Annotated in this window: 24 protein-coding genes; 9 read left to right on the plus strand and 15 right to left on the minus strand. The window is 61.4% G+C overall.

Translation table 11 applies throughout. The features are described 5' to 3' along the window. Positions 1-278 precede the first annotated feature (278 nt). The 3 genes from C6558_RS20710 (at position 279) to C6558_RS20720 (ending at position 3,807) form a co-directional block, all read left to right on the plus strand. Positions 279-1,310 carry a GH25 family lysozyme gene (locus tag C6558_RS20710; protein WP_057214642.1) on the plus strand — a complete coding sequence of 344 codons (1,032 nt, stop codon included), beginning with the start codon at positions 279-281 and terminating at the stop codon, positions 1,308-1,310. A 263-nt stretch (positions 1,311-1,573) separates the two neighbouring features. Continuing rightward, positions 1,574-2,620, plus strand: coding sequence for an IS110 family transposase (locus tag C6558_RS20715; RefSeq protein ID WP_084815039.1), 1,047 nt, complete (start codon positions 1,574-1,576; stop codon positions 2,618-2,620). A gap of 929 nt (positions 2,621-3,549) precedes the next feature. Then, positions 3,550-3,807 carry a hypothetical protein gene (locus C6558_RS20720; RefSeq protein ID WP_128090487.1) on the plus strand — a complete coding sequence of 86 codons (258 nt, stop codon included), beginning with the start codon at positions 3,550-3,552 and terminating at the stop codon, positions 3,805-3,807. 162 nt (positions 3,808-3,969) lie between these two features. Here C6558_RS20720 and C6558_RS20725 read toward each other — a convergent pair whose 3' ends face one another. Beyond that, on the minus strand, positions 3,970-4,431 hold the full coding sequence (locus tag C6558_RS20725) for an Lrp/AsnC family transcriptional regulator (RefSeq protein ID WP_025428262.1): 462 nt from the start codon (positions 4,429-4,431) through the stop codon (positions 3,970-3,972). A 198-nt stretch (positions 4,432-4,629) separates the two neighbouring features. Here C6558_RS20725 and C6558_RS20730 point away from each other — a divergent pair, with 198 nt between their 5' ends. Further along, positions 4,630-5,883 (plus strand): D-amino acid dehydrogenase, encoded by a 1,254-nt coding sequence (locus C6558_RS20730; protein WP_057214645.1) that lies wholly within the window; start codon positions 4,630-4,632, stop codon positions 5,881-5,883. A 36-nt stretch (positions 5,884-5,919) separates the two neighbouring features. Here the strand turns inward: C6558_RS20730 and C6558_RS20735 are convergent, their stop codons facing one another. From C6558_RS20735 to C6558_RS20745, 3 genes are all read right to left on the minus strand, one after another. Then, complete coding sequence (locus C6558_RS20735) at positions 5,920-7,398, minus strand: patatin-like phospholipase family protein (protein WP_158071722.1); 1,479 nt, start codon at positions 7,396-7,398, stop codon at positions 5,920-5,922. Between the two features lie 430 nt (positions 7,399-7,828). After that, on the minus strand, positions 7,829-8,038 hold the full coding sequence (locus C6558_RS20740) for a hypothetical protein (protein ID WP_025428259.1): 210 nt from the start codon (positions 8,036-8,038) through the stop codon (positions 7,829-7,831). A gap of 239 nt (positions 8,039-8,277) precedes the next feature. Then, a complete protein-coding gene (locus C6558_RS20745) occupies positions 8,278-8,697 on the minus strand; it encodes a VOC family protein (protein ID WP_025428258.1) in 420 nt (139 codons plus the stop codon). Positions 8,698-9,228: 531 nt separating this feature from the next. On the opposite strand from C6558_RS20745, the gene C6558_RS20750 reads away from it, so the two are divergent. Next, a complete protein-coding gene (locus tag C6558_RS20750) occupies positions 9,229-9,702 on the plus strand; it encodes an N-acetyltransferase (protein WP_057214676.1) in 474 nt (157 codons plus the stop codon). A gap of 221 nt (positions 9,703-9,923) precedes the next feature. Next, positions 9,924-10,235 carry a hypothetical protein gene (locus tag C6558_RS20755; protein ID WP_057207381.1) on the plus strand — a complete coding sequence of 104 codons (312 nt, stop codon included), beginning with the start codon at positions 9,924-9,926 and terminating at the stop codon, positions 10,233-10,235. Positions 10,236-10,287: 52 nt separating this feature from the next. Here C6558_RS20755 and C6558_RS20760 read toward each other — a convergent pair whose 3' ends face one another. From C6558_RS20760 to C6558_RS20780, 5 genes are all read right to left on the minus strand, one after another. Beyond that, positions 10,288-10,785, minus strand: coding sequence for a DUF2165 family protein (locus C6558_RS20760; RefSeq protein ID WP_063963267.1), 498 nt, complete (start codon positions 10,783-10,785; stop codon positions 10,288-10,290). Positions 10,786-11,178: 393 nt separating this feature from the next. Next, positions 11,179-11,601, minus strand: coding sequence for a DMT family transporter (locus C6558_RS20765; protein WP_038577720.1), 423 nt, complete (start codon positions 11,599-11,601; stop codon positions 11,179-11,181). Next, positions 11,598-12,083, minus strand: coding sequence for a DMT family transporter (locus C6558_RS20770; RefSeq protein WP_057207383.1), 486 nt, complete (start codon positions 12,081-12,083; stop codon positions 11,598-11,600). Before C6558_RS20770 ends, C6558_RS20765 begins: the two co-directional genes overlap by 4 nt. Positions 12,084-12,368: 285 nt before the next feature. After that, positions 12,369-13,799, minus strand: coding sequence for a coniferyl aldehyde dehydrogenase (locus C6558_RS20775; protein ID WP_371412280.1), 1,431 nt, complete (start codon positions 13,797-13,799; stop codon positions 12,369-12,371). Next, positions 13,783-14,499, minus strand: a complete 717-nt coding sequence (locus C6558_RS20780; RefSeq protein ID WP_057225067.1) for a lysoplasmalogenase — start codon at positions 14,497-14,499, stop codon at positions 13,783-13,785. The genes C6558_RS20775 and C6558_RS20780 overlap by 17 nt, the downstream gene beginning before the upstream one ends. A gap of 340 nt (positions 14,500-14,839) precedes the next feature. On the opposite strand from C6558_RS20780, the gene C6558_RS20785 reads away from it, so the two are divergent. After that, positions 14,840-15,466 carry a TetR/AcrR family transcriptional regulator gene (locus C6558_RS20785; RefSeq protein ID WP_057225068.1) on the plus strand — a complete coding sequence of 209 codons (627 nt, stop codon included), beginning with the start codon at positions 14,840-14,842 and terminating at the stop codon, positions 15,464-15,466. 8 nt (positions 15,467-15,474) lie between these two features. Further along, positions 15,475-15,942, plus strand: coding sequence for a Rid family hydrolase (locus tag C6558_RS20790; protein ID WP_107027651.1), 468 nt, complete (start codon positions 15,475-15,477; stop codon positions 15,940-15,942). 16 nt (positions 15,943-15,958) lie between these two features. Here the strand turns inward: C6558_RS20790 and C6558_RS20795 are convergent, their stop codons facing one another. From C6558_RS20795 to C6558_RS20810, 3 genes are all read right to left on the minus strand, one after another. After that, positions 15,959-16,855 carry a methylenetetrahydrofolate reductase gene (locus tag C6558_RS20795; protein ID WP_063991850.1) on the minus strand — a complete coding sequence of 299 codons (897 nt, stop codon included), beginning with the start codon at positions 16,853-16,855 and terminating at the stop codon, positions 15,959-15,961. A 386-nt stretch (positions 16,856-17,241) separates the two neighbouring features. Then, positions 17,242-17,388, minus strand: coding sequence for a DUF1127 domain-containing protein (locus tag C6558_RS20805; protein WP_067698903.1), 147 nt, complete (start codon positions 17,386-17,388; stop codon positions 17,242-17,244). 300 nt (positions 17,389-17,688) lie between these two features. After that, entirely contained in the window at positions 17,689-19,737 is a 2,049-nt protein-coding gene (locus C6558_RS20810) for a bifunctional aldolase/short-chain dehydrogenase (RefSeq protein ID WP_107027652.1), read from the minus strand. Between the two features lie 467 nt (positions 19,738-20,204). On the opposite strand from C6558_RS20810, the gene C6558_RS20815 reads away from it, so the two are divergent. Then, positions 20,205-21,185, plus strand: a complete 981-nt coding sequence (locus tag C6558_RS20815; protein WP_225906433.1) for a sugar-binding transcriptional regulator — start codon at positions 20,205-20,207, stop codon at positions 21,183-21,185. 46 nt (positions 21,186-21,231) lie between these two features. Here C6558_RS20815 and C6558_RS20820 read toward each other — a convergent pair whose 3' ends face one another. The 3 genes from C6558_RS20820 to C6558_RS20830 all read right to left on the minus strand — a co-directional run bounded on the left by C6558_RS20820 (position 21,232) and on the right by C6558_RS20830 (position 24,871). Beyond that, positions 21,232-22,179 (minus strand): carbohydrate kinase family protein, encoded by a 948-nt coding sequence (locus C6558_RS20820; RefSeq protein ID WP_025428246.1) that lies wholly within the window; start codon positions 22,177-22,179, stop codon positions 21,232-21,234. A gap of 74 nt (positions 22,180-22,253) precedes the next feature. Further along, positions 22,254-23,288 carry an ABC transporter permease gene (locus C6558_RS20825; RefSeq protein ID WP_057225078.1) on the minus strand — a complete coding sequence of 345 codons (1,035 nt, stop codon included), beginning with the start codon at positions 23,286-23,288 and terminating at the stop codon, positions 22,254-22,256. Next, the gene (locus C6558_RS20830; RefSeq protein ID WP_082571838.1) at positions 23,285-24,871 is read right to left on the minus strand and encodes a sugar ABC transporter ATP-binding protein; all 1,587 of its coding nucleotides are present in this window, start codon (positions 24,869-24,871) and stop codon (positions 23,285-23,287) included. Before C6558_RS20830 ends, C6558_RS20825 begins: the two co-directional genes overlap by 4 nt. Positions 24,872-24,987 lie beyond the last annotated feature (116 nt).

The following is a 24,987-nucleotide window of genomic DNA, read 5'->3' on the forward strand; positions in this document are numbered from 1 at the left end:
CTACTGCATGTTTCCTTAAATCGTATCCGATTCAAGGATAAAAACATGCAGCAATTTAAAGTGCTACAGCGACCTTTGCGCGTCTGATAAGACGCGCGGCGCTGTAAAGAAGCGTGTTCTCTCTGCGCCATGCTCGCCGCTTCGACTTTTCGGAAAGGGGGTCGATCGTAAAGATTGTATTTAATCTTTTCCGGTAAGTTTCCGTTAGCAATTTCACATCAATGGGGTCCCGGCGGTACTGTTGTTCGCCGTCGACAATGTTTTGCGTACGGGTGCTCATGCGTTTTTCAGCTGTGCCAGCAATGTTCCTTGCCTGTCTGGTTTTGGCGGGCTGCACGTCCAGTTCGACGCTGGACACGATCGTGCCGCAGCAGCCCTCGCGCGAAACGACGAGTTCGGTCGTGCCGACGTCTCCCGTGCCTTCGGCCAATGTCGGCGTCGCAGCGGCTCAAGCCGCCCCGCCGCAGGAGGTGCTGGCCTGGGCCGGAGCAGTTCCGGAACCGGAAGCCTTCCGACCGCAGGCTAAGACGGCGGCAACGCCCATGCCGCTGGAGCGGCCCGTTGCCGTGATCGCCCCGGCAACACCCGCGGTCCTGACGACACCGGGGACACGCACGCAGATCTACAGCCATCGCTTCCGCGATGCCAAGCCGATTAATTTCGGCCGCGCATCCCCGCGCAAGATGGCCGTTCATGGTGTCGACGTGTCGCGCTGGCAGGGCGAGATCGACTGGCCCAAGCTGCGCGCGCAGGGTGCCAACTTCGCCTATATCAAGGCGACCGATGGCGGCGACCACCTCGATCCGATGTTCAAGAAGAACTGGCGCAAGGCAAAAGAAGCCGGGCTGAAGCGCGGCGCCTACCACTTCTTCTATTGGTGCCGCACGGCCGGCGAGCAGGCCGACTGGTTCATCCGCAATGTTCCAAGAGAAGCCGGCGCTCTGCCGCCTGTCATCGACGTCGAATACAACGGTGAGTCCAGCTGCAAGCGACGCCTGTCGCGCGCCCGTGTGCTTGAAAAGATGCAAGTCTTCATGGACAAGCTCGAGGCGCATTACGGCCAGCGACCGATCATCTACACCGCCCCGGATTTCTATCAGGACAACCTGACCGGCGAACTGCTCGACTACCCGTTCTGGCTGCGCTCGGTGGCAGCTCATCCCTCCAAGAGATATCCAGGCCGCAAGTGGATCTTCTGGCAGTATTCGGGCTCGGGCCTGTCGCACGGCGTCGAAGGCAAGATCGACCTTAATGTGTTCCACGGCAACGAGAACGAATGGCAGAACTGGCTCGCCAGGCGGGCAAGCTAGGTTTTGCGACAGACCAGGCGCCTGACGTGTGCCTGGCTGGCCTGATCTCTATTTCACAGCTGCGTTGCCCCTGAGCCGAAGCCTGCTGTGGTGCCGTCCCTATGCACTTGGGCCGCCGCATTGCGCGCGGGAGCAGCCGCGCGCTCCGGGCCCAGTTTCAAATCCTGAGTGATTACAACCTGCCTTGTTGGAGTGGACGGCTCCCAACGGCATCGAATGTGCCAGAATGAGTTCGTTGAAATCTCAATCGAGGGAGACCGTCCGTGGAACAGATTATCCGAATTGGTATGGATACGTCAAAGAGCGTTTTCCAATTGCATGGTGTGAATGCGAGCGAGCAGCCGGTGCTTCGCAAGAAGCTCTCACGCAGGGAAATGGTGAAGTTCTTCGCGAAGACGCCGACGACCACTATTGCGCTTGAGGCCTGCGGCGGTTCGCATCACTGGGCGAGATTGTTAAGCTCGTTCGGTCACGAGGTGAAGCTGATCGCGCCGCAACTGGCAAAGCCCTACGTCAAACGTGGCAAGAACGATGCGGCAGATGCAGAAGCATTGTGCGAGGCGATGAGCCGCCCGACCATGCGCTTCGTGCCGGTAAAGACCGCCGATCAGCAGGCAGCCTTGATGCTGGTCGGAGTGAGGGAAAGGTTGATCCGCAATCGCACCCAACTTTCCAATGCTATCCGCGGTTTTGCCATGGAGTTCGGCATCGTCGCGGCCAAGGGTATGTGCCGGATCGAACCGCTGTTGCAGCGCATCGCCAGTGACGAGGCTCTGCCGGAATTGGCACGTGAGCTCTTCGCCATGCAAGGTGAGGAACATCGTGATCTTCTTGCCGAGATCAAAACCGTCGATGAGAAGCTGATGACCTTGCATCGTGCTGATGAATGCAGCAAACGCTTGGCGGAAATCCCCGGTGTTGGACCGATTGGCGCATCGCTTCTGATGATGAAGACCCCGGATCCGACGATGTTTAAATCGGGGCGTGATTTTGCCGCCTGGATCGGTCTGACGCCCAGAGATCATTCGACCGCCGGCAAAGTCAGGCTTGGTGTGATCACCCGCGCTGGCGACGAGATGCTACGAAGCGTCCTGGTGGTTGGTGCCACCGCCCTTCTTCAGCAGGTTCGGATAGGTCGAAGTAAACACGCCTCCCGATGGCTCCTTGAACTCCTCCAACGCAAGAAGCCGAAGCTGGTTGCGGTGGCGCTGGCGAACAAGATCGCCCGTGTCGCCTGGAAGCTTATGGTCAGCGGCGAAGCGTGCCGAAGATCACAAGATGTCCCGCAGGCTGCGGGGCTGGCGGCATGACAGATTGGCCATCACGGTGAGCACACAATGAACGCTACCGTGCTGAGCTGATGCTGTGAACTTGCAAGAGAAAAGCAGATGGTGCGATCGATCGATCCAAGACGCGTGAAACTCCGTTATATCCAGTGGCCATTTAAGGTCGTTGCCTTGTTGGGAACTCGCGTCGCGGAAACCATCTTGGCCAGTGGTCATGTGCGACCGCATTCAAAGGCCGCACATATGGAAGCAAGCGATCCGATCGAAAATATCTGCAGAAATGACTTGCAAGCGGGAGCCGTCCACATATGCATAAAGGCAGCTCCCCAAAAGAAAAAGCCTGCCGCGGGAGGAGGTGCGGCAGGCTTTCAAAGGGATTGAATGGCAACCGGGAGGAGGAGTGTCGCCATTCCGGCAAGCGCTCGTTGGGAGGAGGAGAAAGCGCTTGCACACTCGAAGTCCTGCGGGAGGAGATGCATCGCTTCGATGAGTTGACTATACAAGAATGCACGCGATTTCGTAGATCTGACTTCGCAGACCAGCCATGCGCGGAGCGCCGGTCAGGCACTCCGAGGGCACCATGCAGGTTCTACAGCGCCGCGCGTCTTATGAGACGTGCAAAGGTCACTGTAGCACTTTGAATTGCTGCATGTTTCTAAATAGGATTTAGGGAAACATGCAGTGGTCTTGACTGAAGAGACCATAGAAATGCCGGCGCACGGTTACCCCTTCGCGTGGGCGCGCCCACCAAGTCGGCAAAAAACGATAATATTCCAAATGGTTAGTTGAATATTAGCGACAGCGCCTGCAAGCGTCACGCCCATGTCACGGGAACGGTCCCACAAACCGTGTTATAAAATCCCGTCATCGCGTGTCTCGGACATCCCTCCGCCATCGGTTGTGGATGCGAGAAGCATTGAAAGCCCATGCAAATCGGAAAGGATCGGCGGACTATGCCCCGCTACATGTACCATATCCATGCGGCCGGCGTGACGAGCCGCGATCAGGCCGGCAAACAGCACCCCAATGACGGCCGTGCGGTCGCTTACGGACAACTCATCGTCGACGAACTCGCCGAGGAATACGAATATCGGGGCGCGATCGTCGACGTCCTATCCCCGAGCGGGCGCCTGATCGCGCGTCTGGTTTCGAGCCGGGCGTTCCCGCCGTGGCTGCAATCCACACCACCCGAGCAGCGCGCGCTTCACTGATCCGCGTTCGGAAGTCTGTGCGGAGGCCGTCGCAATGGCCTCCGCTTGGACAATGCCAGTGAACGGGTTGGTTGAGGAAACATGCTTGGTATCGGCCATCGTCCGCTGGAACCGCTCCATAGGGTAGAAGCCGCGCGCTACGGCTCTCGCTGCGCGAATGAGCTAGCGCCGTCTCGCGCGTGACACAAGCACGTTGCGGATCGAAAAGCTGGAATGAATGCGCAACACGCCCGGGAGCTTCGCAAGGATTTCCTTGTGGATGCGCTCGAAGTCGCCGGCATTTTCGACCTCCACCCGCAACAGATAATCGGACCCGCCGGTCATGAGGTAACATTCCTGGATTTCCGGGTGTTTCCGCACCGCCGCCTCGAAGCGATTGAGGTGCTCCTCCGTCTGGCGTTCGAGCGTGATGTTGATGATCACCGCAATGGCGTTGTCGCCATCGGCGTTTCCGACCAGCGCCGTATAACCGCGGATCACGCCGCCCTGCTCCAGCAGATTGATGCGCCTCAAGCAGGCCGAAGGTGACAGCCCCACCTCGGCGGCGAGCTTTGTGTTGCTCATGCGCGCATTGAGACGCAGCAGACGAATGATGTTGCGATCGATCGCATCCAAACCGGACATGCAGATTCTTTCATTTTCCCGCCGATAATTCTTAAGATCAGCGAATACTCGAATATTCAAGCGCTACTTCGCATGATCGTGCTCGATTATTTCACTATGTTCGAGCGCAACTTCTGCCGGGTTTGGGGGCTGGTAACAGCGAGCATTTTGCGCGTACCTCAGCCCGTTTGACGATCGATCTGTGATCCTGAGGATGCGATGAAGATTACCATATTGGGCGCCGGTGTGATCGGCGTCACCTCCGCATATTATCTTGCCAAGGCGGGTCACGAGGTGACCGTCCTCGATCGGCAGTCCGGCCCTGCTCTGGAAACGAGCTTTGCCAATGCCGGCGAAATTTCTCCCGGCTATGCCTCGCCGTGGGCGGCACCCGGCATCCCGCAGAAGGCACTCAAGTGGCTGTTCATGAAGCACGCGCCCTTGATCATCCGCCCGATGGTGGACGCTGCCACCTGGCGCTGGATGACGGCAATGCTGCGCAACTGCACCTCGGCGCGTTACGCCGTCAACAAGGGGCGGATGGTCCGCCTTGCCGAATACAGCCGTGATTGCCTGATTGCGCTACGCGGGGAAACGGGCATTGCCTACGATCACCGCACGCAGGGCACCCTGCAGCTCTTCCGGACCGCCAAGCAACTCGACGGCATCGGCAAGGATATCGAAGTGCTGAAGGCCGATGGCGTGCCCTTCGAAGTGCTCGACCCGGCCGGCTGCGTGGCCGCTGAACCAGGCCTGCAACCGGTCCGCGACAAGATCGTCGGCGGCCTTCGGCTGCCGAATGACGAAACCGGCGACTGCTTCAAGTTCACCAACGAACTGCAGAGACGCGCCGAGGCTCTCGGCGTGCAGTTCCGCTTCGGCGTCGATATCCGCCGGCTTCGACAGGAGGGCAACCGCATCGTCGCCGTCGAGACGGCAGAGGGCGAGATCCGTTCCGACATCTTCGTCGCCGCCCTCGGCAGCTATACGCCGGCGCTCCTAAAGCCGCTCGGCCTTCGCCTGCCCGTCTATCCCGTGAAGGGCTACTCCATCACCGTTCCGATCGTCGACGAGACGCGGGCGCCGGTATCGACGATCATGGATGAGACCTACAAGATCGCCATCACCCGGCTTGGCGATCGAATTCGCGTCGGCGGCATGGCGGAGATCGCCGGCTTCAGCAGTGCCCTTCCCCAGACACGTCGCGCGACGCTCGAACATTCGGTCGAAGACCTGTTCGGCGGCGCTGGCAACCAGAGGCAAGCAACCTTCTGGTCCGGCTTGCGGCCGATGACGCCGGATGGAACCCCGGTGGTCGGTGCAACGCGCTTCGCCAACCTGTTCCTCAACTCCGGGCACGGCACGCTCGGCTGGACCATGGCCTGCGGCTCGGGCCGCGTGCTGAGCGATCTGATCAGCGGCACCAAGCCCGAGATCGAAACGGCGGACCTGGCGATCAGCCGATACCACTGATGGGCATTCGTATCGCTTCGATGCCGAGCGTAAACGTCAGAACATACTGGTGATCCGCCGGGCCGTCACGAGTCCGCCTCGCCGGAGATCTGGCGTTGAACGCGCAAGCGGCATCCCCTTGCCCGTGCGTTGCAGGAACTGTCGATAAGCCGGATGCTCGATGAGAAGCCGTCGGCCAAGGCCTGACAAAAAGTCGACATCGTCGGGCTTCAACGTCAGGCGGTTGTGCAGCCGCATGATGCGTTTTGCCGTTGGCGGATCGGCGGTATCGGCGAGCGCCAGGCGAACGATGCCGACATCGAGATCGCGACAGCCTTTGCCGGAACGCTGAGTGGCGCAGCGCCATCTGATGACCTGATCACGCCAGACGGGCAATCGATTTTGCAGGGCATCGAAGCTCTGGAAGTTCGGAATGTTGATCATCGCATCGATCGCGGCCACGATCGCATCGGGGGCTTTCGGGCTCTTTGCATTGATGGAAAGATCACCTCCAACCCGCGTCGAGGCATCGACGACGATGACCAGCAGGTGCCGGAGCCGTCGCGCGCGGGCGGCAGGAAGCGGTTCCGGCGCTGGCCGGCCCATCAGATGCAGCAGGCTCTGTGTTCCGATGCCATCGACCAGGCCGCCGTCGTATAATTTGAGATAGTTCAGATCCGGCGCCGTCTCGTAGCGGCCGAGCGCATTCCAATATTCGCGCTCGACAAGCGACGTCGCGCCACGAGCAGACGACTGTGCTCGCGGGCTTCCGCCATCGCCTGGCAAACAGCTTTTGCTGAAGTTCTGCAGGGTGACCGGCGCAAACACCACCGGGACAGCGGCGGACGCCGCCACGGCATAGGCCAGCGGATAGTCATTGTAGTTGCTGCAGATTGCGGCAAAGGATGGACGATCGAAAATGAACGGGTTGCGATTGTAGAGGTCGGTGGCGTGGATCACCAGCCGAGGACGGTCAGGACGGCTCATGTCGCCAAGTGTCGCGCCCCGGAAGAGCTTGCGATCGAGCCAGGACGGGAACCCCGAGAGGTCGTTCATGCCACCCTGATAACCGCGCAGCAGATTTTGCGGCGTGAAGGCCGTGTGCAGCGAGGCTTCCACATCCTGACCGAGAAAATTCCGGCGAAAATCGTCAAGACCGGTCCGCCCGCGAAGCGCGAAATGGGAGGCAAGGACCGCACCGCCCGAAACCCCAGCAACGACTGCGACGTCATCGGCGAGCATTCGGTTCTTACCACCGGGCGAAGGCTGATCAGCCAGGGCGGACAGTACGCCATAGCCGAAGGCGGCAGATCTGGCACCACCGCCAGAAAAGGCAATGATGATGCCGACGTCGCCAAAGTTTTGCGCGTCCCGGAACTGGATGCTCCCGGTGGTGAAGACAAGTGGCTTGTTGGTCGGGCGCGTATCAGGCGCCATGCAGCCGGACAAGATCATGGCGCCGACAAGGACGCCTCTCCTCAGGACGCGGCCGGCGGTGATCCATAACCGCCGCAAATCGCGAACATCTGACCGCACGAGATGCCACCTGTCCCATCGTTCTCCGCAGTTCATCGCCATCTCGCTCCGTCCGCGGGCTGATCCAGCCGGGCCGACATTGATGTCGGCGCCGACCGTTCGAACACCTTACGGATCTAGATTGAGACAGCATGGCATGCCGCGGCGGGCGAAGCGAAAGCGGCGGCTCCGGCTCCCTCCGACAACGGTTTCTGGAAGATGGGATGCCTCCTCCGGCACCGTGGCCAAGCGGTTCTATCACTGAGGTCAACATGACTCTGGCCGCGACAGATGCCTTTATACCCGCCCGTCGTACCGATTATCCTCGGCGCCGCCGCGTTCGTGGCAATAACCGCAGGCAGTCCCGCACCAAGGCGTACAGTGCTCTTTCATTGGAAAGCAACCGCTCGGCATCGACTTTGCGCGCCACCAATCGCGGTGGCCTTCGGGGTCAATGGGACTTCGCCCTCGTCGGCTCGGATCGTTTCCGCCCGCCATCGAGATTCAAGCTGAGCTGCACGCCGCGGCTCAGCTTCGGCAAAGGTGCCGTGAGGTCGATACGGCCAAAAATCTGCTTGCGGCGCTCACTGTCGCGCTCCCGCTTCAGGCGAGAATCGGCGACGGCGGCCAGTGCGCGATTGATGATGTCAGTGCGGGTCATCGTTCATCTCCACATCTGTTCTCTTTTTGTTCTATTTTTAGCAGAATGTCAAGTGACCAGATCCCAGGTTGAGAACAGCGGCAACGCGGGCCGGTCGGCGCGACAGCAGCACGTGAGCGGCGGGTCACCCCGGCAGCCGCTAAAGCGCGTCGCGATCTCCAGGATTCTCTTGTTGCGCTTTAAGCTCTGGTTCTGCGCATGCCGTTATCGCAAAACCGCTGCGCACTGCGCGACATGCTTTAGAACGTGATCTTCACCGAACTGGCGCTGCGGTTGGCCGGCCCGTGAAACACCGCCTCAATGTTGTTGCCATCGGGATCGAGCAGGAAGGCGGCGTAGTAACCTGGGTGATAGGGGCGTTCGCCGGGTGGCCCATTGTCCTTACCGCCGTTTTCAACGCCGGCCTTGTGAAAGGCGTCGACCATGGTGCGGTCCCGGGCCTGGAACGCGAGATGATGGCGCCCGGTCAGCTTTCCTTGGGCCGCTTCGCTATCGGCGGTCGACACGAAAAGCTCGTCGGCCCAGAAGTAGTCTTTGCCCTCGCCTCCCATCGGCACATCGAGAGCTTGAAACACGGCTTCGTAAAACCTCCGGCTGGCGCCGAGATCCTTGATCACGAGTTGAATATGGTCGATCAGCCGACCGCGGTGCAATTCCATCCGGAAATCCTCCGTTCGCAATCGGCAGAAATTTAGGTCCGACCTGAGGTCCGTCAATGGTGGCGGAGCATCGGCACCTTGGCCGCCTCAGGTCTCCGGGGCCGAAGACAGGATTTGGACGATGTGATTATAAGGGCTTGAAATAGCCGCAATCGCTCGCCATATGGGGCATAACGAATTGATCGTTGAGCATAGACAGTCTCGGTGAGACGGATGTGTTCCGGTCAGAGTTTGCGCTAAACCGCTGACCACGGATGTACTGGCAGGGTAAAGCAGCGAACGGGAAAAGGTCGGCATTGCCGGCCTTTTTTGTTTTGGGATCCCTCGGTCTCATCAAAATCCGAACAGATCGGTTGCGCTCGACTGCCTTTGTCTGGCAGAAGACCCGGGAACGCGATCGCCATCAGTTTTAGGGTGGGGTCGGGCGGGCGATTGACGTCTACCTCGCTGCCACGAGACCACGTGGCCGTTCACGAATTTTCCGCGGCATGAGCCGTCGGAATGGCGGCGCCGCTGACATGCGAAAGAGCCATGATCTCATTCAGACCTATGCTTGAGAGCGAGTATGCTGGATATCTCGCCTATTTCATCCCCGACTATGCCACGGAGATCGCCGCCAACTACGGGCTCCCCGACGCAGACGCCCTCGCCCAGGCAACCGGTGAAATCGCCGAGGACCTGCCGCAAGGCGTCGGCACGCCAGGCAACGTCCTGCTGTGTCTGATCGACAGCGAAAGCGCCGAGCATGTCGGCTATCTCTGGTATCGACCGGACGCGAAGGGCCGCTCAGCCTTCATCAGCGATTTCCATATTCTGCCCACCCACCAGGGAAAAGGCCTTGGAAAGCTCGCGATCGAAGCACTTGAGGCCGAGCTCTTGGCAAACGGGTTCGACCAGATCAAATTGCGCGTCGCCGAAGACAACAGCCGCGCCCGGCATGTCTATGAGGCAACAGGGTTTCGGGTCACCGGCACCAATATGAGCAAGACGCTCAAGCCGCGCTAGAACTCAACGCATACTCAGATATGGCATCGGCGGTTGCCCCCGGTTACGATCCCATGCGGAACTTAAGCCGGCCGTCGTCGTTGGTACCTTGCTGCTGCATGTTTCCTTAAATCCTATTCGATTTAAGGATAAAAACAGGCAGCCATTCAAAGTGCTACAGCGACCTTTGCGCGTCTAATAAGACGCGCAAAGGTCGCTGTAGAACAAACGAGGTGCAAAAAATGGCAAATGACATTCAGCGATCCGTCGAAGACCAGATTTCCGAGCTGCGGGCACAGGTTGCCGATCTGACACGATCGATCTCCGCACGCGCTGGCGAGGCTGCAGGCAGTGCCGCCGATCTGGCGGAGGACGCAAGAGGACGGGTGAGCTCGGCCGCACGTGTTGTGCGTGCACAGGGACAAAGCGTTGTCGAAGCGGCAAAGGACAACCCGGGCACCGCGACGACGGTCGTCAGTACGGCGGGACTGATCGGCTTTGCCATCGGAGTCCTTGTCGGCGTGTCCTTCCAAAGCAACGCGCGGTGGCGATAGCAGGCAGAGCCTGAGGTTGACCCTTCCGTCAACCGCAGGGTCAGGCGCTACTCTATTGCATCGGCATGTTCACCAACAGGGTGCCGGCCACCCCGAGCCCAATCAGGATGAAATGGGTGATCTGCATGGTCTCCTGACGGACATAGTAGGCAAACCAGGCACCGCCGAGCAGCATGATCAGGCTGAGAGCGATGAAGGCTGCGAGAGCGAGGTTCGCCCATATCATCGCGGCGGCACCGTCCGATAGTCCGAAGAATGTGCCGATAAGCATGATGGCGGCCGCCGCCAAAAGCATCATGGTTGCCACCTCCATCACCAGAACGAAGCTGAAGACCATACGATGCCACACAGCGTTCGTTACACGGCGCGACAACAGCGGTGTACGGATGGGCGGTTCCTGATCGAAGAGCTGCATGCCCATCAGCATACCAACCGCAAAGACGCCATTGCGAAATGCGACGACGTTGTTGAGGACGATAACGGCAAGCCAGAGCGCGAGCCCGGAGAGCAGTACGGCTTTGATCAGAAGAAGCGAGGTTGGTTGAGTCATTTCGATATCACCATGGGTTGGGCCTGCACGCTCAAGCGCGATACCTTGATGACGATCGGCAGTGGCCGCCCGTGACACCCGAATGACGCTTTTTTCGCTCAGCGTCGCTTTTTCCATGCGGACGGAGGCTGTCCACAGCTTGAGCAATAAGTTGGGGATCAACCGGCAGCCCGCGATGTGCCCGCTCCCGACGCGTCTGGACGCCTTATTGAGGCCACGAAAGCAGTGGCACCATTCCTGTCGGCGGGCCTAAGACCCATTGCCTTGCGCGGGATCGAACGAGGGCCTGCGCAAGGCATGATCGGCAAGGCGCCTGTCGCCAGTATCTATCAGAGCGAGTGATGTCAGAGGCCGCCTATTACGGCTATGGCGCTTGCCTGCGCAATTCGGCGATTAGCGGCGTCGTTGAGTCAGCGCCATGCCTGCCAGGATCAGAACCACGCCAAGGGCGCTTGCAAGGAAGGTTGCGGATGTTCCCCGCAACAGATCGAGCGCCACGCCCGAGACCATCTGCCCGCCGATCACCAGCAGGGCGGTATTGACGGCACCGATGCGCGCGATGAGCCAGCTGCCGGCGGCAACGAAGACCACACCGATCGAACCACCGAGATAGGCGTGCCAAGGCGCGTCCGCAGCGCCCGCCGGGATCAGCCCGCCGACCGACAGCCCAAGAATGCTCAACGCGACGAAGCCGACGACATGGTTCCAGAACGATGCGATCAGCGGTGACGTCGAGAGACTGAGCCGGCCATTGACCTGCCGGCTGACACCAACAAGCACACCGGCGAGACAGGCGAGAAGGATCGGCAAGGTCATGCGCTGCCTCTGCCGAACAGGATGATAAGGGCGCTGCCGGCAACGATCAGTGCCATGGCTGCCAGATCGCGGCGATCCGGGCGGCGCATCGGCAGGCCGAACAGCCCCCAGCGATCCGCAGCGATGCTGAATACCACCTGGCCCGCCAGCCCCAAGGCAAGAGTCCCGGATAGTGCAAGCGGTGAGTTCACGGCAAAAGAGGTCAACATGACGGTCACGCCGCCGGAAATCCCGCCAAGATAGGCCCAGAGCGGCGCATGCGGTTTCGTCCCGGCATTCCGGTTGCGCCAGGGATAAAGCATGGCGAGCATCACAAGCGCCGCCACAGTCCCCGTGCCATGCGCCGCCCAGGACGAGAACAACGCGTTGCCGTAGCGTCCCAGTTCGCCGTTGAAGTGAACCATGAGGGTCAAGAGCCCGCCGGTACCAAAGGCGGCCAGGAGATGCAGCGGATTGAGTGGGTGCCCGGAGGGACTGGTCATGAAGGGGTGCTCGCAACAGAATCGGTCATGCGACAATCATCACCTGCCGATTGCCTTTCCTCCAGAGACTTCGATGACAGACTGACAGCTTTCACTCGGTTTCGCCCAACAACCCGACTGGCTGCAGTTTCGCCTTGCGATGTTCTGCGCGGGGCCGCCCGGCGGCGTCTACGGCGTGGGCGCCACAGGCGGCATCACCTATATGAGGACGATACACCACCGGCTGCAATACGAACTGCACGATCACGCCCGCTTTCCAGGCGTGATCCCGGGCAGCCGAAACATTCAGCGCCCGGGGATCCAGGTGATGAAACGGACGAGTTTGTCCGTCAGCCCCTTGTACGGCGGCGAGATCAAATCGCTCGGCGCCGGATCGTATTTTCTGAGCACCGACATCGACTTGGAAAAGGTCAGGAAGCCTTCCCTGCCGTGGTAGTGGCCCATGCCGCTCGCCCCGACACCGCCGAAAGGCATGTCGTTGCAGGCAAACTGGTAGAGCGTATCGTTGACGCAAACGCCACCGGCAACGATGCGGGCGAGGATCGCTTCGATCTCGGCCGCATCTGCGCTGAAGCAATAAAGCGCCAGCGGCCGATCGCGACCGAGCACATAGCCGATCGCCTCGGCCGGGGTGCGATAGCCGATGACCGGCAGGATCGGCCCGAAGATCTCCTCGCGCATAACCGCGCTGTCTTGGTCCGGATCGAGCACTACGGTGGGCTCGAGCATTCGCACCCGCGACGGTGGCATCTGTTTCATGTCCAGCAGCGAAACCAGTTCGTATCCGCGCGCGCGCGCATCGTTTACCAGAGTGGCGAGGCGGTCATGCTGGGCTTCGTTGATGATCGACGTGTAGTCCTCATAACCGTTGCCGGCACCGTAGCGCTCGCCCATCTGCTGCTTCAGCAGGGTGACGAAAGCATCGCGTTTGCTCTCATGAACAAGGACATAGTCCGGCGCGATGCAGGTTTGGCCGGCATTGAAGAACTTGCCGGTGGCGATGCGGTTCGCAGCACGCGGCAAATCCGCCGTCTCCCCGACGATGGCGGGTGATTTGCCGCCGAGCTCCAGCGTGACCGGGGTCAAATTTTGAGCGGCAGCCGCCATCACCTTACGGCCAACGGCGGTGGAGCCGGTGAAGAACAGATGGTCGAACGGCAGGGCGGAAAAGGCCGCCGAGAGATCAGCACCGCCGAGCACCACCGTCGCGCGCGTGTCTGGGAAAACATCGGCGATGAGCGTGCGCAAAAACTCCGACGTGCGCGGCGTATGTTCGGACGGCTTGAGAAGCACATGATTGCCGGCACCGATCGCCGCGACCAGAGGCGCGAGCGCCAGATTGACCGGGTAGTTCCACGGCGAAATGATCCCGACGACACCAAGCGGAACGAACCGAATTTCTGCCTTTGCCGGCCAGAGCTTCCATCCGGCCGCCCGGCGTTCGGGCTTCATCCAGGCCTTGAGCCTGGCCAGCGTGTGATCGATCTCCGAAAGAACCACGCTGCCTTCGCCGAGCAGCGTCTCGTGAACTGAGCGATGGCCGAAATCGGCGCTGACCGCCTTCGACATCTCATCCAGGCGCTCGCGGAAAAGACGGCGCAGACGCTTCAGATCGTCCCGGCGCTGCTCGTAGGACGGACGCTGTTCGAGCCAGGCGGCACGCAGCCGCTCGAAGCTGGGCTGCAGCTGAAACGGATGGTTATCTTGCATGCGCATTGCCTTTAGTCGAGCGCGCGAACAGCCATTGCGCCGTGTAGTAGGTACCCAGCACCCAGACGGCATTATAGGGAATGTTCCAGCGGAACCGCCCATAGGCAAGCAGCGTGTCGCTGACCATGAAGAACAGGCCGCCGAGGGCTGCCGACCGCGCGGCGGATTTCTGCGGCGCTCCAACCGCCAGCTGTCGATCACGGGAAATTGCCTGTGCGGCCATTGCTGCCAGCGCCAGCGCATAGATGACAACGGGAAGGCGCATACCGGGCGGCAAGGACGACCACAATCCGGTAATGACGATCAAACCGATCCCTGCGAAGATCGCGAATATCCCCTTGTCGGCGGCAAAGCGGCTATCGCGGGTCAGCGCCCAGATATAGGCGCAGTGGGTCAGGAGAAAGCAGACGAGGCCGGCGAGGAAATAGTCGCCCGGCAACATCAGAAAGAAGTCGCCTGCCGCCGCAAAGGCGAGCCCGGCGACAATCGCCAGCCCATAGGCCCGCGATGGCGGGCCGATGTTGCGTAGAACAGCAATGAGCAAAAGTATCGTTGCCGTCGGCTTGGTGACGTAATGCAACCACCGCCAGCCGGATTGATCGCCGCCGGCCAAGAGACTGCCGATGATGGCGAGAACCGCGCAAACGGCAAACAGCGCATAGATCGATGCGTTGTTTCGCGCGCTCAAAGTACTGCTCTGCCTCATGCCCGTCCCTCGTTATCAGCGAGACTGGCTCGCCCTTATTGCCCAACAACGACCGGCATCGCCGATCCGCAACCGTTTATTCGAGGGACTGTAGTCAAGCCCCGGATATTGTCCATAGCTGAACAAATATGGAGGCGCTGTTCCTTGCGCGTAAGGCTGAGTGGAATCCATTTCTAGTGCCGCCCGGCATCCGTCTGCATCGGAGAAGCAATTGGTTGGCGATCAGCGGTGTTCGCTACCGGCGAATGCTTTCTATAATTATCACTACATATTTCTGCGGTCAGGGTTGCGGGAGATATTTTTGCTATTTATATAAACTTCACTACAGAAAGGAGTGCTCATGGCGACCAGGGGACGGCCACGTGGTTTCGACCGCGATCTTGCGCTTCAAAAAATCACGGAGGTGTTTTGGGCGAAGGGTTACGAGGCCGCCCAGCTCAACGACCTGACGGCGGCAATCGGCATCACGCCGCCGAGCTTCTACCCCGCGTTCGGGTCGAAGGAAGCCGCGTTTCGCGAGGCGGTCAGCCTCTATGCCGCGACAGCAGGATCGGGCCCGATGCGCGCACTCGATGAGGGTGAAACGGCGCGACAGGCGATACGCGCGATGCTTCTCGCCAGTATCGAGGTCGCGCTTAGGGCACCGCAATCGAACGGCTGCCTGTTGATTCTCGGCGTGATGAATTGCCAGCCAGAAACCGGGCCACTCTACGACCTGCTCAAAGGCATAAGGAAAGAAACGGTGGAGCGCGTACACGCAAGGCTGGAGCGCGGCGTGGCCGACGGCGACCTCCCGCAAACCACCGACATACCGACACTGGCGACCTATTACGGTGCCATGATGCAAGCCATTTCCATGCAGGCCCGCGATGGCGCGACCCGACAGGAGCTCGAAGCCCTCGTCGGTCCATCCCTCGCCGCACTGCAGGGAATACCGGCTGCCGATCAAGAAGTCTCAACACCTTGAGAAAGAATATGATGCAGCCCATCGGAACGACCGTCAACGCTGTGCCCACCCGGACCGGAAAGGTCGTGATACCGGCCGAACTCCAGTCGGATGTGGATCAGTTTCATTACGCGCCCGCGCGCCGTGCCGGTGATTTCGTCTACCTGTCCGGCATTGTTGCCGCAAACGGCGACACCGAACCGATGGACGCCGAAGGATTTCGTCGCGAACTGCGCCGTGTCTTCACGTTGATCGAGCAATTGCTGGCTGCGTGCGAGGCGCGCCTCGATGACGTCGTCGAACTCCAGATGTTTCATGTGTTCGGAAGTGACCGCCTGGCATTGGACACGGCGGGGCAACTGGCCGCGATCGCCGCGGTGCGGGACGAGTTCTTTGCTATCCCCTACCCCGCCGCGGTCGAGCTTGCCGTGGCCGACCTCAATCCGGACGGTGGGCTGGTCGAGATCAAGGCGACGGCATTCGCACCGCTTGGTTGACGTGTTTTCCGCCCGATCAATAATATCGGGGCCTGTCGAGCGCACCGACGCTTTCATTCGTTTGCCGGCCAGCGGCGCGCGCAGCCCAGGCGACCGTGTCGGCAATGCCGCCGAAGGGGTAGAGATGCAGCATGACCGTGCCGAGATCGCGGCCCGCCATGCCGCCTGCAAGCCGGCTCATGAAACGATCCGGCCCCACCTTGTTGACGAGGTTGGCCAGCGAGAACCCGTATTTCCCGACGATCGCCGCGGACGAAGCCACACCGAATTGCGCCGCAAACCGCAGCAATCGCTTCACATCCGCAGGTCCAGGCACGCCGATGCGGATCGGCGCATCGATGCCACGCGCCCTGACCTGCGCGATCCAGTCGACGACCGCATCCGCATCGAAGCCGAATTGGGTGGTGATCTCGACGCTGCAGCCGCGGGCCTTCAGAAGCTCGGTCTTCTGGCCAAGGGCCTCCCACAGGCGCGCCTGGTCAATCTTCGGATGGCCTTCCGGGTAGCCGGCGATCCCGACGTTGACGATGCCATGGTCCGCGACGATGCCGCCGGCAATTAGATCGAGCGAGTCCTTATAGGGACCGGTTGGCGACGACGGATCGCCACCCACGAACATGAACCGGGCAGGACGCGCTGCGCTGATCAGGCCCGTGAGCAATTCGTCCCGATCCTGCACCGATCTCAGCCGCCGGGACGAAATGATGGGGACAGGCTCGAAGCCCCATTGCCGGATACGCGCGGCCGCCTCGATGCGTTGCGCGTGGCTCTCGTTGCCGAGGTAGGCGATATTGATTGGCGTGCCGGCAGGAATCTCGGATTTCGCAGCTTCGATTTGCCAGATATCCTTGCCGGTAATCTCCAGTGAATAGTCACGAAACAGAGCAGAACCGTGTTGTATGAGCGCGGTCATGAAGATCCTTTGCCGGTGCGACGGGCTTGGGTCGCCTCGAGTCAACGGCGCGAGCTGTCGGGCTCGGGCATGCCTCAATCTAAGGCTTGGTCGAGTTGGAAGCGGGCACGGTTTTCTGCGGCGGCCGAGCCACCATGCCTCCGCGCATGCGGCATTGATCTAGCCGATCGAAATTGCCGCGTCGACGCGCCAAGCGTCGCAGGCCCTCAACGCATCCAGTCCGAGGAAAATATGGGACGCAAGCGCCGACCTGCCGAATGGCTCCGGGGCTCGAAGCGCGGCGCTCAGCGACAGTGTCCGGACCGAACGAGCAGCGTCAGAAATAGAAAGCGCCCGCTCGTTTCCGAGCGGGCGCTTCATGAAATCTTTGATGGTCTCAGGCGCGGTTAGCGGCCGAAGGCATTGCGGGCAATGCTCGGGATGTCGGCGCGGTCGATGCCGAGGTCGCGCAGTTCGCGCGTGGACATGCGGCCCAGTTCGGAGACCGTCTGCCGGTACTTGAGCCAGTTGTTGAAAGAGCGTGCTACGTTCATGATGATCCCCTTTCCGTGGGCTTTCGAAGCCTAGCTGCCAGTCCTTGGCGCTTCGTTCACTTCGATGAGGGATATATAGTCGATCACCCCCGCAGATAGCAGCGCTAAGACTTCACTCCACCCCTGCAAGCCGCGCATGGATCGTTGTGCCCCAGGGAACTGCGGCGGCCGGCAGATGGATCGGCGGGAACAGCCAATGGGAGCGACTGCCCTGAAGGACGGATATGCCCAACCCCGGTCAAGTTGGACTGACCGGGGCCGAGCTACTTCGGACTTGGCGGAATAACGGACGCTTTAAACTCAGCGCATCATCGCCCCGACATTGCCGCCGTCGACCGTGAGCACCGCGCCTGTGCTGGTGCGCGCCTTGGCGAGGTGGACGAAGGCGGCCGCGACGTCCCGTGCCGTTACCTCACGTCGAACCAGGTTGCCGCGCATGTAGCTTTCCGGCGAAATACTCCGCGCCTGGCTGCGCTCCTCGATCATTTGGTCGGTCATCAGGCCGGTGCGAATGCGGTCGGCGTTGACCGCGTTCGAGGTAATGCCGTCGGCGCCATGTTCGACGGCATATTGGCGCATCAATGCCATCAGCGCCGCCTTCGACGTTCCGTAAGGGCCGAAGTCGGGGCCGGGATTGACCGCCTGCTTCGAGACATTGAAGACCAGTGCACCGCCAGTTCTCTGGGCTTTCATGATCCGGACCGCGCTGCGGGCAATATAGTGGTGCCCCCAGAAGTTCAGCGCGAAAGCCTTCTGGAAGACCTCCTCCGAAACATCGAGCAGGGCGCCCTGGAAGGCCGCACCGGCGTTCGAGATGACGATATCGATGCCACCGAAATGCCGGGCCACATCGGCGAGCGCCGCGTCGACCGCCTCGGGCTTCGTCACATCGCAGACGAGGCCGACACCACCAAGCCTTGCCACTTCCTTCTGCAAGGCATCCTCGGCAAGGTCCAAGAGCGCGATCTCGGCGCCTTCGGCGTGCAGAGCCTCGGCAATCGCCAGCCCGAGGCCACCCGCACCACCGGTGATCACCGCGACCTGCCGGCTCAGCGGCTTCTCCGCCTGCTTCGTCAGCTTAACCTGCTCGAGCGACCAGTACTCGATGTCGAATAGGTCCTCTTCCGACAATGCCTCGAAGCTCTCGATGCCTTCGGCATTGCGGATCACGGCAATCGTCGCCTCGGCAACGTCGGCGCCGACACGGGCGGCCTTCTTTGTCGGGCCGGCGGCAAACAGGCCGACACCGGCAACATAGAAGACACGCGGCATCGGATCGAGCATGCGCTTGATCCCACCGACGCGCGCATTGTTGCGCTCGAAATAGGCGCGATACTCGTCCTTGTAGGTGGCGACGGCTGCGCGCACCTTGTCGGCCCAGCCGGCCATGTCGCCGGCAACGGGGGCGGGCAGCGCCACGCCAAAGCGCTTGATGTGGATGACGTGCTCAGGGGTCGCATTGCCGCGGTGAACCAGATCGGCAACATTCTCGGCATTGCAGAAATCGAGGACATCAGGGCCGGAGCGATGTTCCAGCACGAAGCGGCGCGGGCAGCCCTCGATGCCGCTGTCTATCGCGATGGCGCCGCGCAGAACCGGGGCGATCTGAGCTGCCGTGGCAAGCGGGGCCGCCGGCTGGACGACCATGAACGGACGCGGGTTGCCGCGGGCGATGCGGCGCTCGGCCTTGTCGATGGTGGCGATCATCTTCTCATAGGATTCACGCGGATCTTCCGACCAGGTGAAAATGCCATGCTTCAGCAGGATCATGCCGTCGGCGCCCGGATTGGCGCGGAACGCCTCGTCGCAGGCCTTGGCGAGATCGAAGCCCGGCATCACGTAGGGAACGATGATGGAATCGGGGAACAGTTCGCGCACCAGATCCTCGCCATGCGGCTGATTGGTCAGCGACACGATCGCATTGGCATGGGTGTGGTCGATATGCCGAAACGGCAGGTTGGCGTGCAGGATCGCTTCCACCGAAGGGTTCGGCGCTGCAGGATCAAGCAGCAGCCGGCGCTGCAGCATCACCATGTCGTCGTCGCTGAGCGTCGGGAATTTGACCATGGCCTGAAGCGGCTCCAGCCTGACGGCAGGCAGGCCCGCCGGTTCGATCGTGCCCATGTCCCAGCCGCTGCCTTTCACGCACAGAACGGCAACCTCGGAACCGTCCATCTCGGTAAACGTGGTCTTGACGGAGGTGTTGCCGCCGCCATGCAGTACTAGTTCGGAATCCGAACCCAGAAGCCGTGTCGTGTAGGTGCGGATCGCTAGGTCCCGGTTGACGCCGGCGTTGACGTAGGTGTCGACGACACGGGCGAATTCGGTTTCTGACCATCTGGATTTCATAAAAGGCTCCTGTCTTCCCGCGCTTGGCAGCGTTTTCCATGGGGTTTGAAAATCAAGTCCTGTCGTCAGCAGCCCTTGCTCGGCCTGCGCGCCGAACGGACGACCGTTCCCCGCACGCCGTGAGGACAAAACGGCGACGCTATCCGTCGGTTGGCTGCAGGCGGCAACCTGCGTCTGCGCCATCACGCCAAGGCTGCATGGCCTCGGGATTGCGGTCGACGTCGAGAGCGAGCTGCAGCCGATTTGTGGGGGCGGGAAAGACACCAAGCCGCGCTTTGCCGATTGGTTCGTTTCCAACCCACTGGCACGCGCCTATAGTCGAGCATTCCATCTCGGCGTCTCCCAAAACCTTCGTCGAGACAATTGCCACCATGCTGTGTCATGTGTCAACACGCATGGCAAATTTGTTTGACGGCGGACACTTTTTCCGCTTCAGGAGAAGCCATGACAATCCAGGGGAGCAGACGATGATGGATACGGCGCGGGGAAACCGGGCAGTCGGCGAAGGCATAGTCTTGCCTGCGGAGTTCGACGACGGCGTCGTCTGGGCTGCCTGGCTCTATTATGTCGACCAGCTCACCCAGAGCGAAATCGCCAAGATGCTCGGTGTATCCAGGGCAACGATCGTCAACTACCTGCAGGAAGCGCGCGAGCGTGGCCTGGTCAACATTCGCCTGAACACGGAAGTCGGCTCCCGGACTGGTATCGCACGGCGTCTGAAGGACAAGTTCAGCCTGGAGGGTGCGCTGGTCATTCCCGCCCTCGACAACAGCGACCTGGTGCAACGGCTTGGCGAGGCCGGTGCTCGCCTGCTTGCCGATATGGTTCAGCCAGGCGACACGATCGGCGTCGCCTGGGGCCGGACGGTGCTGGCCGTGGCCGACAGCATCTCGCTTCCCGAGCCGGTAGAGGGATTGACGGTGGTGCAGGTCTCCGGAAGCTCGATCGCCAATCCGGATTTCGCGCCTGAATTCTGCACATCCTTGATGTCGCGCCGCATCCACGCCCGCTGCATCAACCTGCTTGCGCCGGCCCTGCTGTCGACACCCGCCTTGAAGCAGGCGCTTCTGGCCGAACAGGTGCTGGTCAAGCAGTTCGAGCTCATTCATTCCTCCAACATCATCCTCTTCGGTGTCGGCGACATCGGCCCCGAGACGCTGATCCGCTCGGCCAATATCACCGGGCAGGAAGACATCGACGCCTACCAGGCCGGAGGAGCGGTCGGGGTGCTGATCTGCCGCTTCATCGACGCGGAAGGCCGGCCGGTGCGCGGTGATCTCGACAACCGCATGGTCGGCATCGAACTCAACGAGTTAAGCCAGGTGCCGCGGCGCCTGTGCGTTGCCGGGGGCGCCAGCAAGCTGACGGCCATCAGGGCGACGTTGAAGGGCGGCTACGCAACCCATCTTGTCACTGACATCGCGACGGCAGAGATGCTGCTGCAATAGCCGTCCTGCTGCCCGATACAGGATCGGGCAGCAGCCACGACTGGCGTCAGTTGGCCTTCACGCGGGCATTGTTCATGAAGTCCCAGGTCGCCTCGAAAGAGGTGATCCCGGCGTCAGAGCCGAGACCCGTCGCCACGAGCGCGGCGGATGCCTGGGCGAACTTCAAGGCGGTTTCCGTCTCCATGCGATGATGAAGCCCGGCAATGAAGCCGGCATTGAAGGCGTCGCCGCAGCCGGTGGTGTCAACCACGTCGATCTCGAATGCCGGGAGGCGCAGGCTCTTACCGTCGGCATCGAGGAAGCAGACGCCGTCGCCGCCGAGCGTAAAGATGCAGTGCTTGACGCCGAGATCGGCAAAGAAACGGCCGGCATCCTCGGCGGTCTTCTGGCCGGAAATCAGCATCGCCTCCTCCACTGAAGGCATGAAATAGTCGATAAAGGGGAAAAGCGGCCGGATCAGCGACAGCGTGTTGTCGTTCGCGCCCAGGAGGTCGAAGGTCGTGGTTCTGCCGAAGCGCTTGGCTTCCTCGAGCAAAACGCGGCTGGGTTCGCCGTCGAGGCGATCGAGCAGCCCAGTGCCGCCGAGATGGACGATCGGCGGCGCCAGCACCCGCTCGCGCGCATCCGCGGGGATCTCGAAATGTCCGGAGGCGCCGCGTACGTGCAAAGCTGGCCGTTCGCCATTGCGGCGGATGTTGAGAATGCTCGCGGATGTCGGCACGCCGGCAATGCGCTGCATCTCCGACCGGTCGACACCGAAGCGGTCGAGCGTGGCGAGCACGAAGTCCGCCTTCTCATCGTCACCGACCGCACCGACCGCGAGGCAGTTCAGCCCGAGTTTGGCAAGGTCGACGACCGTACCGCCGGCAGTGCCCGCAACGGTCAAGCGGATCTCGTCGATGAATTCGACGTTGCCGCCGGACGGGATCCGGTCCACCGGTCGGCCGAGAATATCTAGAATGTAAAGTCCGATTACAGATACGTCGTGCGCCATGCACTCAACCTTCCCTACTGAATTGGTGACCGCGGATAGCAGTCCTTGACCCGCTGGACGACGGCCGAAGCCCGTTAGTCTTTTGCACGAAGCGAGAAGACGGTGCCGGCAAGAACGATGAAGACGCCGATAATGGCGAGCTGCCACGTGCTCGGAATGCCGACGAGAATGAGGACGTTGCTGACAAGCGTGATCAGCACCACGCCGAGCAACGTGCCGATCACGCTACCCGAACCGCCGGTGATGCGCGCACCGCCGAGAACGACCGCGGCGATGATCTCAAGCTCGGTTCCGGCAAGGTCGAACGGATTGGCAAGCCGGTTGCTCGCCACATGCATGATCCCGGCAATACCGGCCAGCAGGCCCGCATAGGCAAAGACGAAGATATGCACGGTGCGCAGATTGAAGCCGAGGCGTTCGGCGATGCCGGGATTGCCGCCGACCGCATAAACCGCCCGGCCCATCAAAGTACGCTCTAGGATCCACCAGGTCACCGCGGCCGCAACAGCGAGCACAAGCACGAAGGCCGGCAGCACCGAGATGGAGCCGTTGGCGCTTTGATGGGTGAAAAGCGCGAGTTTGCCGAACGCCTCCATCGAGCCCGGAATGTTCATGAACAGGGCAGTGCCGACAAAGGTCAGCAGGAAGCTGCGAATGACGTATTGCGTTCCGATCGTCACAATCAGCGACGGCGCGCGCAGCGCGTGGACGAGCACGCCGTTGAGCGCTCCGAAGCAGGCGCCGCCGGCGGCAGCGACCAGCAAAATCACCGGCATCGGCAACCCCGGCAGCAGGTTCGTGACCAGCATCGTCACCGTATACATGACGAAGGCGGCAATGGCGGTGAAGGAAACGTCGATGCCGCCGGACGCCAGCACCACCAGGACCCCGAGCGCGAACAGCCCGCGCACGACGGAAGCGCGCAGGATGTCGAACAGGTTCGACACCTGCCAGAAGTCCGTATTGATCGAGCCGACCACCAGGCAGACGAGCACGATCAGCGCAAAGGTCACGACCGGCGGATGACGCAGCAGCCAGCGCCAGGCGGAGCCAAGCGAAACCTTGTCGTTGCCAGCTGGGGTGGCCCCATTGAATGTCGTATCGGTCATTGCGGGGTCCTCACGGTCGTCTCTTCTACAAGGGCGCGGTAAAGCGCCTCTTCCTCCAGCGCCTCGGCCTGAAAGGTTTCCACCACTTCGCCTTTGCGCATCACCATGATCCGGTCGCAGTTCTGCAGAAGTTCGAGCAGGTCGTCGCTGATGATGATGACGCCCATGCCTTCGTCCGCGAGACGCTGGATGATCCGGTAGATCGTGTCCTTGGATCCGACATCGACGCCGACGGTCGGCCCGTGCAGGACCAGAAGCTTCGGATTGATGGTCAGCCAGCGGCCGATAAGCACGCGCTGCTGGTTGCCGCCCGACAGCGACTGCACCGGGTTGGCGACATCCGGCGTGACCACCTGCAGGTCTTCGACCGAGCGCTTCGCCAGCGCGCGGCTGCGGCGGCCGTCCAGGATGCCGAAGGCGCCGCGCAGGCGATCGAGCACCGGCACGACAATGTTCTCTTCGATCGGCTTCTCGAGAAAGAGACCTTCCGAAAGGCGATCCTCGGGGACGTAGCCGATGCCGGCATCAATGGCGTCGGCGGGCTTGCGGGGCGTCACATCCTTTCCATTGAGGCGGATGCGTCCGGTATCGGCTGGAGCGACGCCGGCAATCGCCCGGGCCAGCTCGTTGCGGCCGGAATCCAGAAGCCCGGTGATACCGACGATCTCGCCGCGGCGCATGGAGAAGGAAACATTGGCGAAGGTATCCTTCAGCGACAGCGCGTCGACGACAAGCAGATCCTCGCCGAACTTCGGCGCCGAACGATAGCGCGCCTCGTCCAGCACCTTGCCCGTCATCCAGAAGCCGAGTTCGGCCTTGGTGTGATCGGCGATGTCGCATTCGGCGACCTTCTGGCCGTCGCGCATGATGACGGCGCGCCCGCCGATCGACTTGCACTCGTCGAGCTTGTGGGTGACGAACAGCACTGCGACGCCCTTGGCGCGCAGTCGGTTGACTATGCAGATGAGATTATCGACTTCGTGCTTCGTCAGTGCCGTCGTCGGCTCGTCCATGATGACGAGGCGCGCATCGGAAGCAATGGCGCGCGCAATGGCAATGAGCTGACGCGTGGCCATCGGCAGCTCGTCCGTGCGGGTCGAAAGAAAGGCGCGGGTCGTCGGCAGGTTCACGGCCGCGAGCGCCCGTTCCGCCGTCTGGCGCATTCGTCCGAGATCAAGCCGCTGGGCAAGCTTGCCGGAGGCTGCGACCAGTTGCTGCGTCAGGCCGACATTTTCGGCGACGGACAGGTTGGGCAGCAGAGAAAAGTCCTGATAGACGGTCTCGATCCCGGCCGCGAGCGCGGCAACCGGTGTGAGATGGCCCACGGGCTTGCCATCGATCAGCAGTTCGCCGGCATCGGCCGGCTGCGCGCCGGAAATGATCTTGATGAGCGTACTCTTGCCGCAGCCATTCTCGCCCATGAGATGGTAGATCTGTCCGGGCTCGATCGAAAAGCTGACCCCCTTCAGCGCGCGAACGCCGCCGAAGCGTTTCTGGACATCGCGAATTTCCAGATAGGGAATTGCGGCTTTCGAGGTTTCGCCGCCGGGATGCGGCGCGCCGGCTTCGTGCTTGAGCTGCATGGCACTGTCCTGACCAAAAAGAACGGGCCTGCTGCACGTTTCCTTGGATCGCCATAGATCCAGGAGACGATTGCAGCAGGTCTAAAGCGTTACAGTGTCTCTGGCGCATCACATTC

It is taken from the genome of Ensifer sp. NM-2 (genome assembly GCF_003024455.1).
In the GTDB taxonomy this organism is placed as follows: Bacteria; Pseudomonadota; Alphaproteobacteria; order Rhizobiales; family Rhizobiaceae; genus Ensifer; species Ensifer canadensis.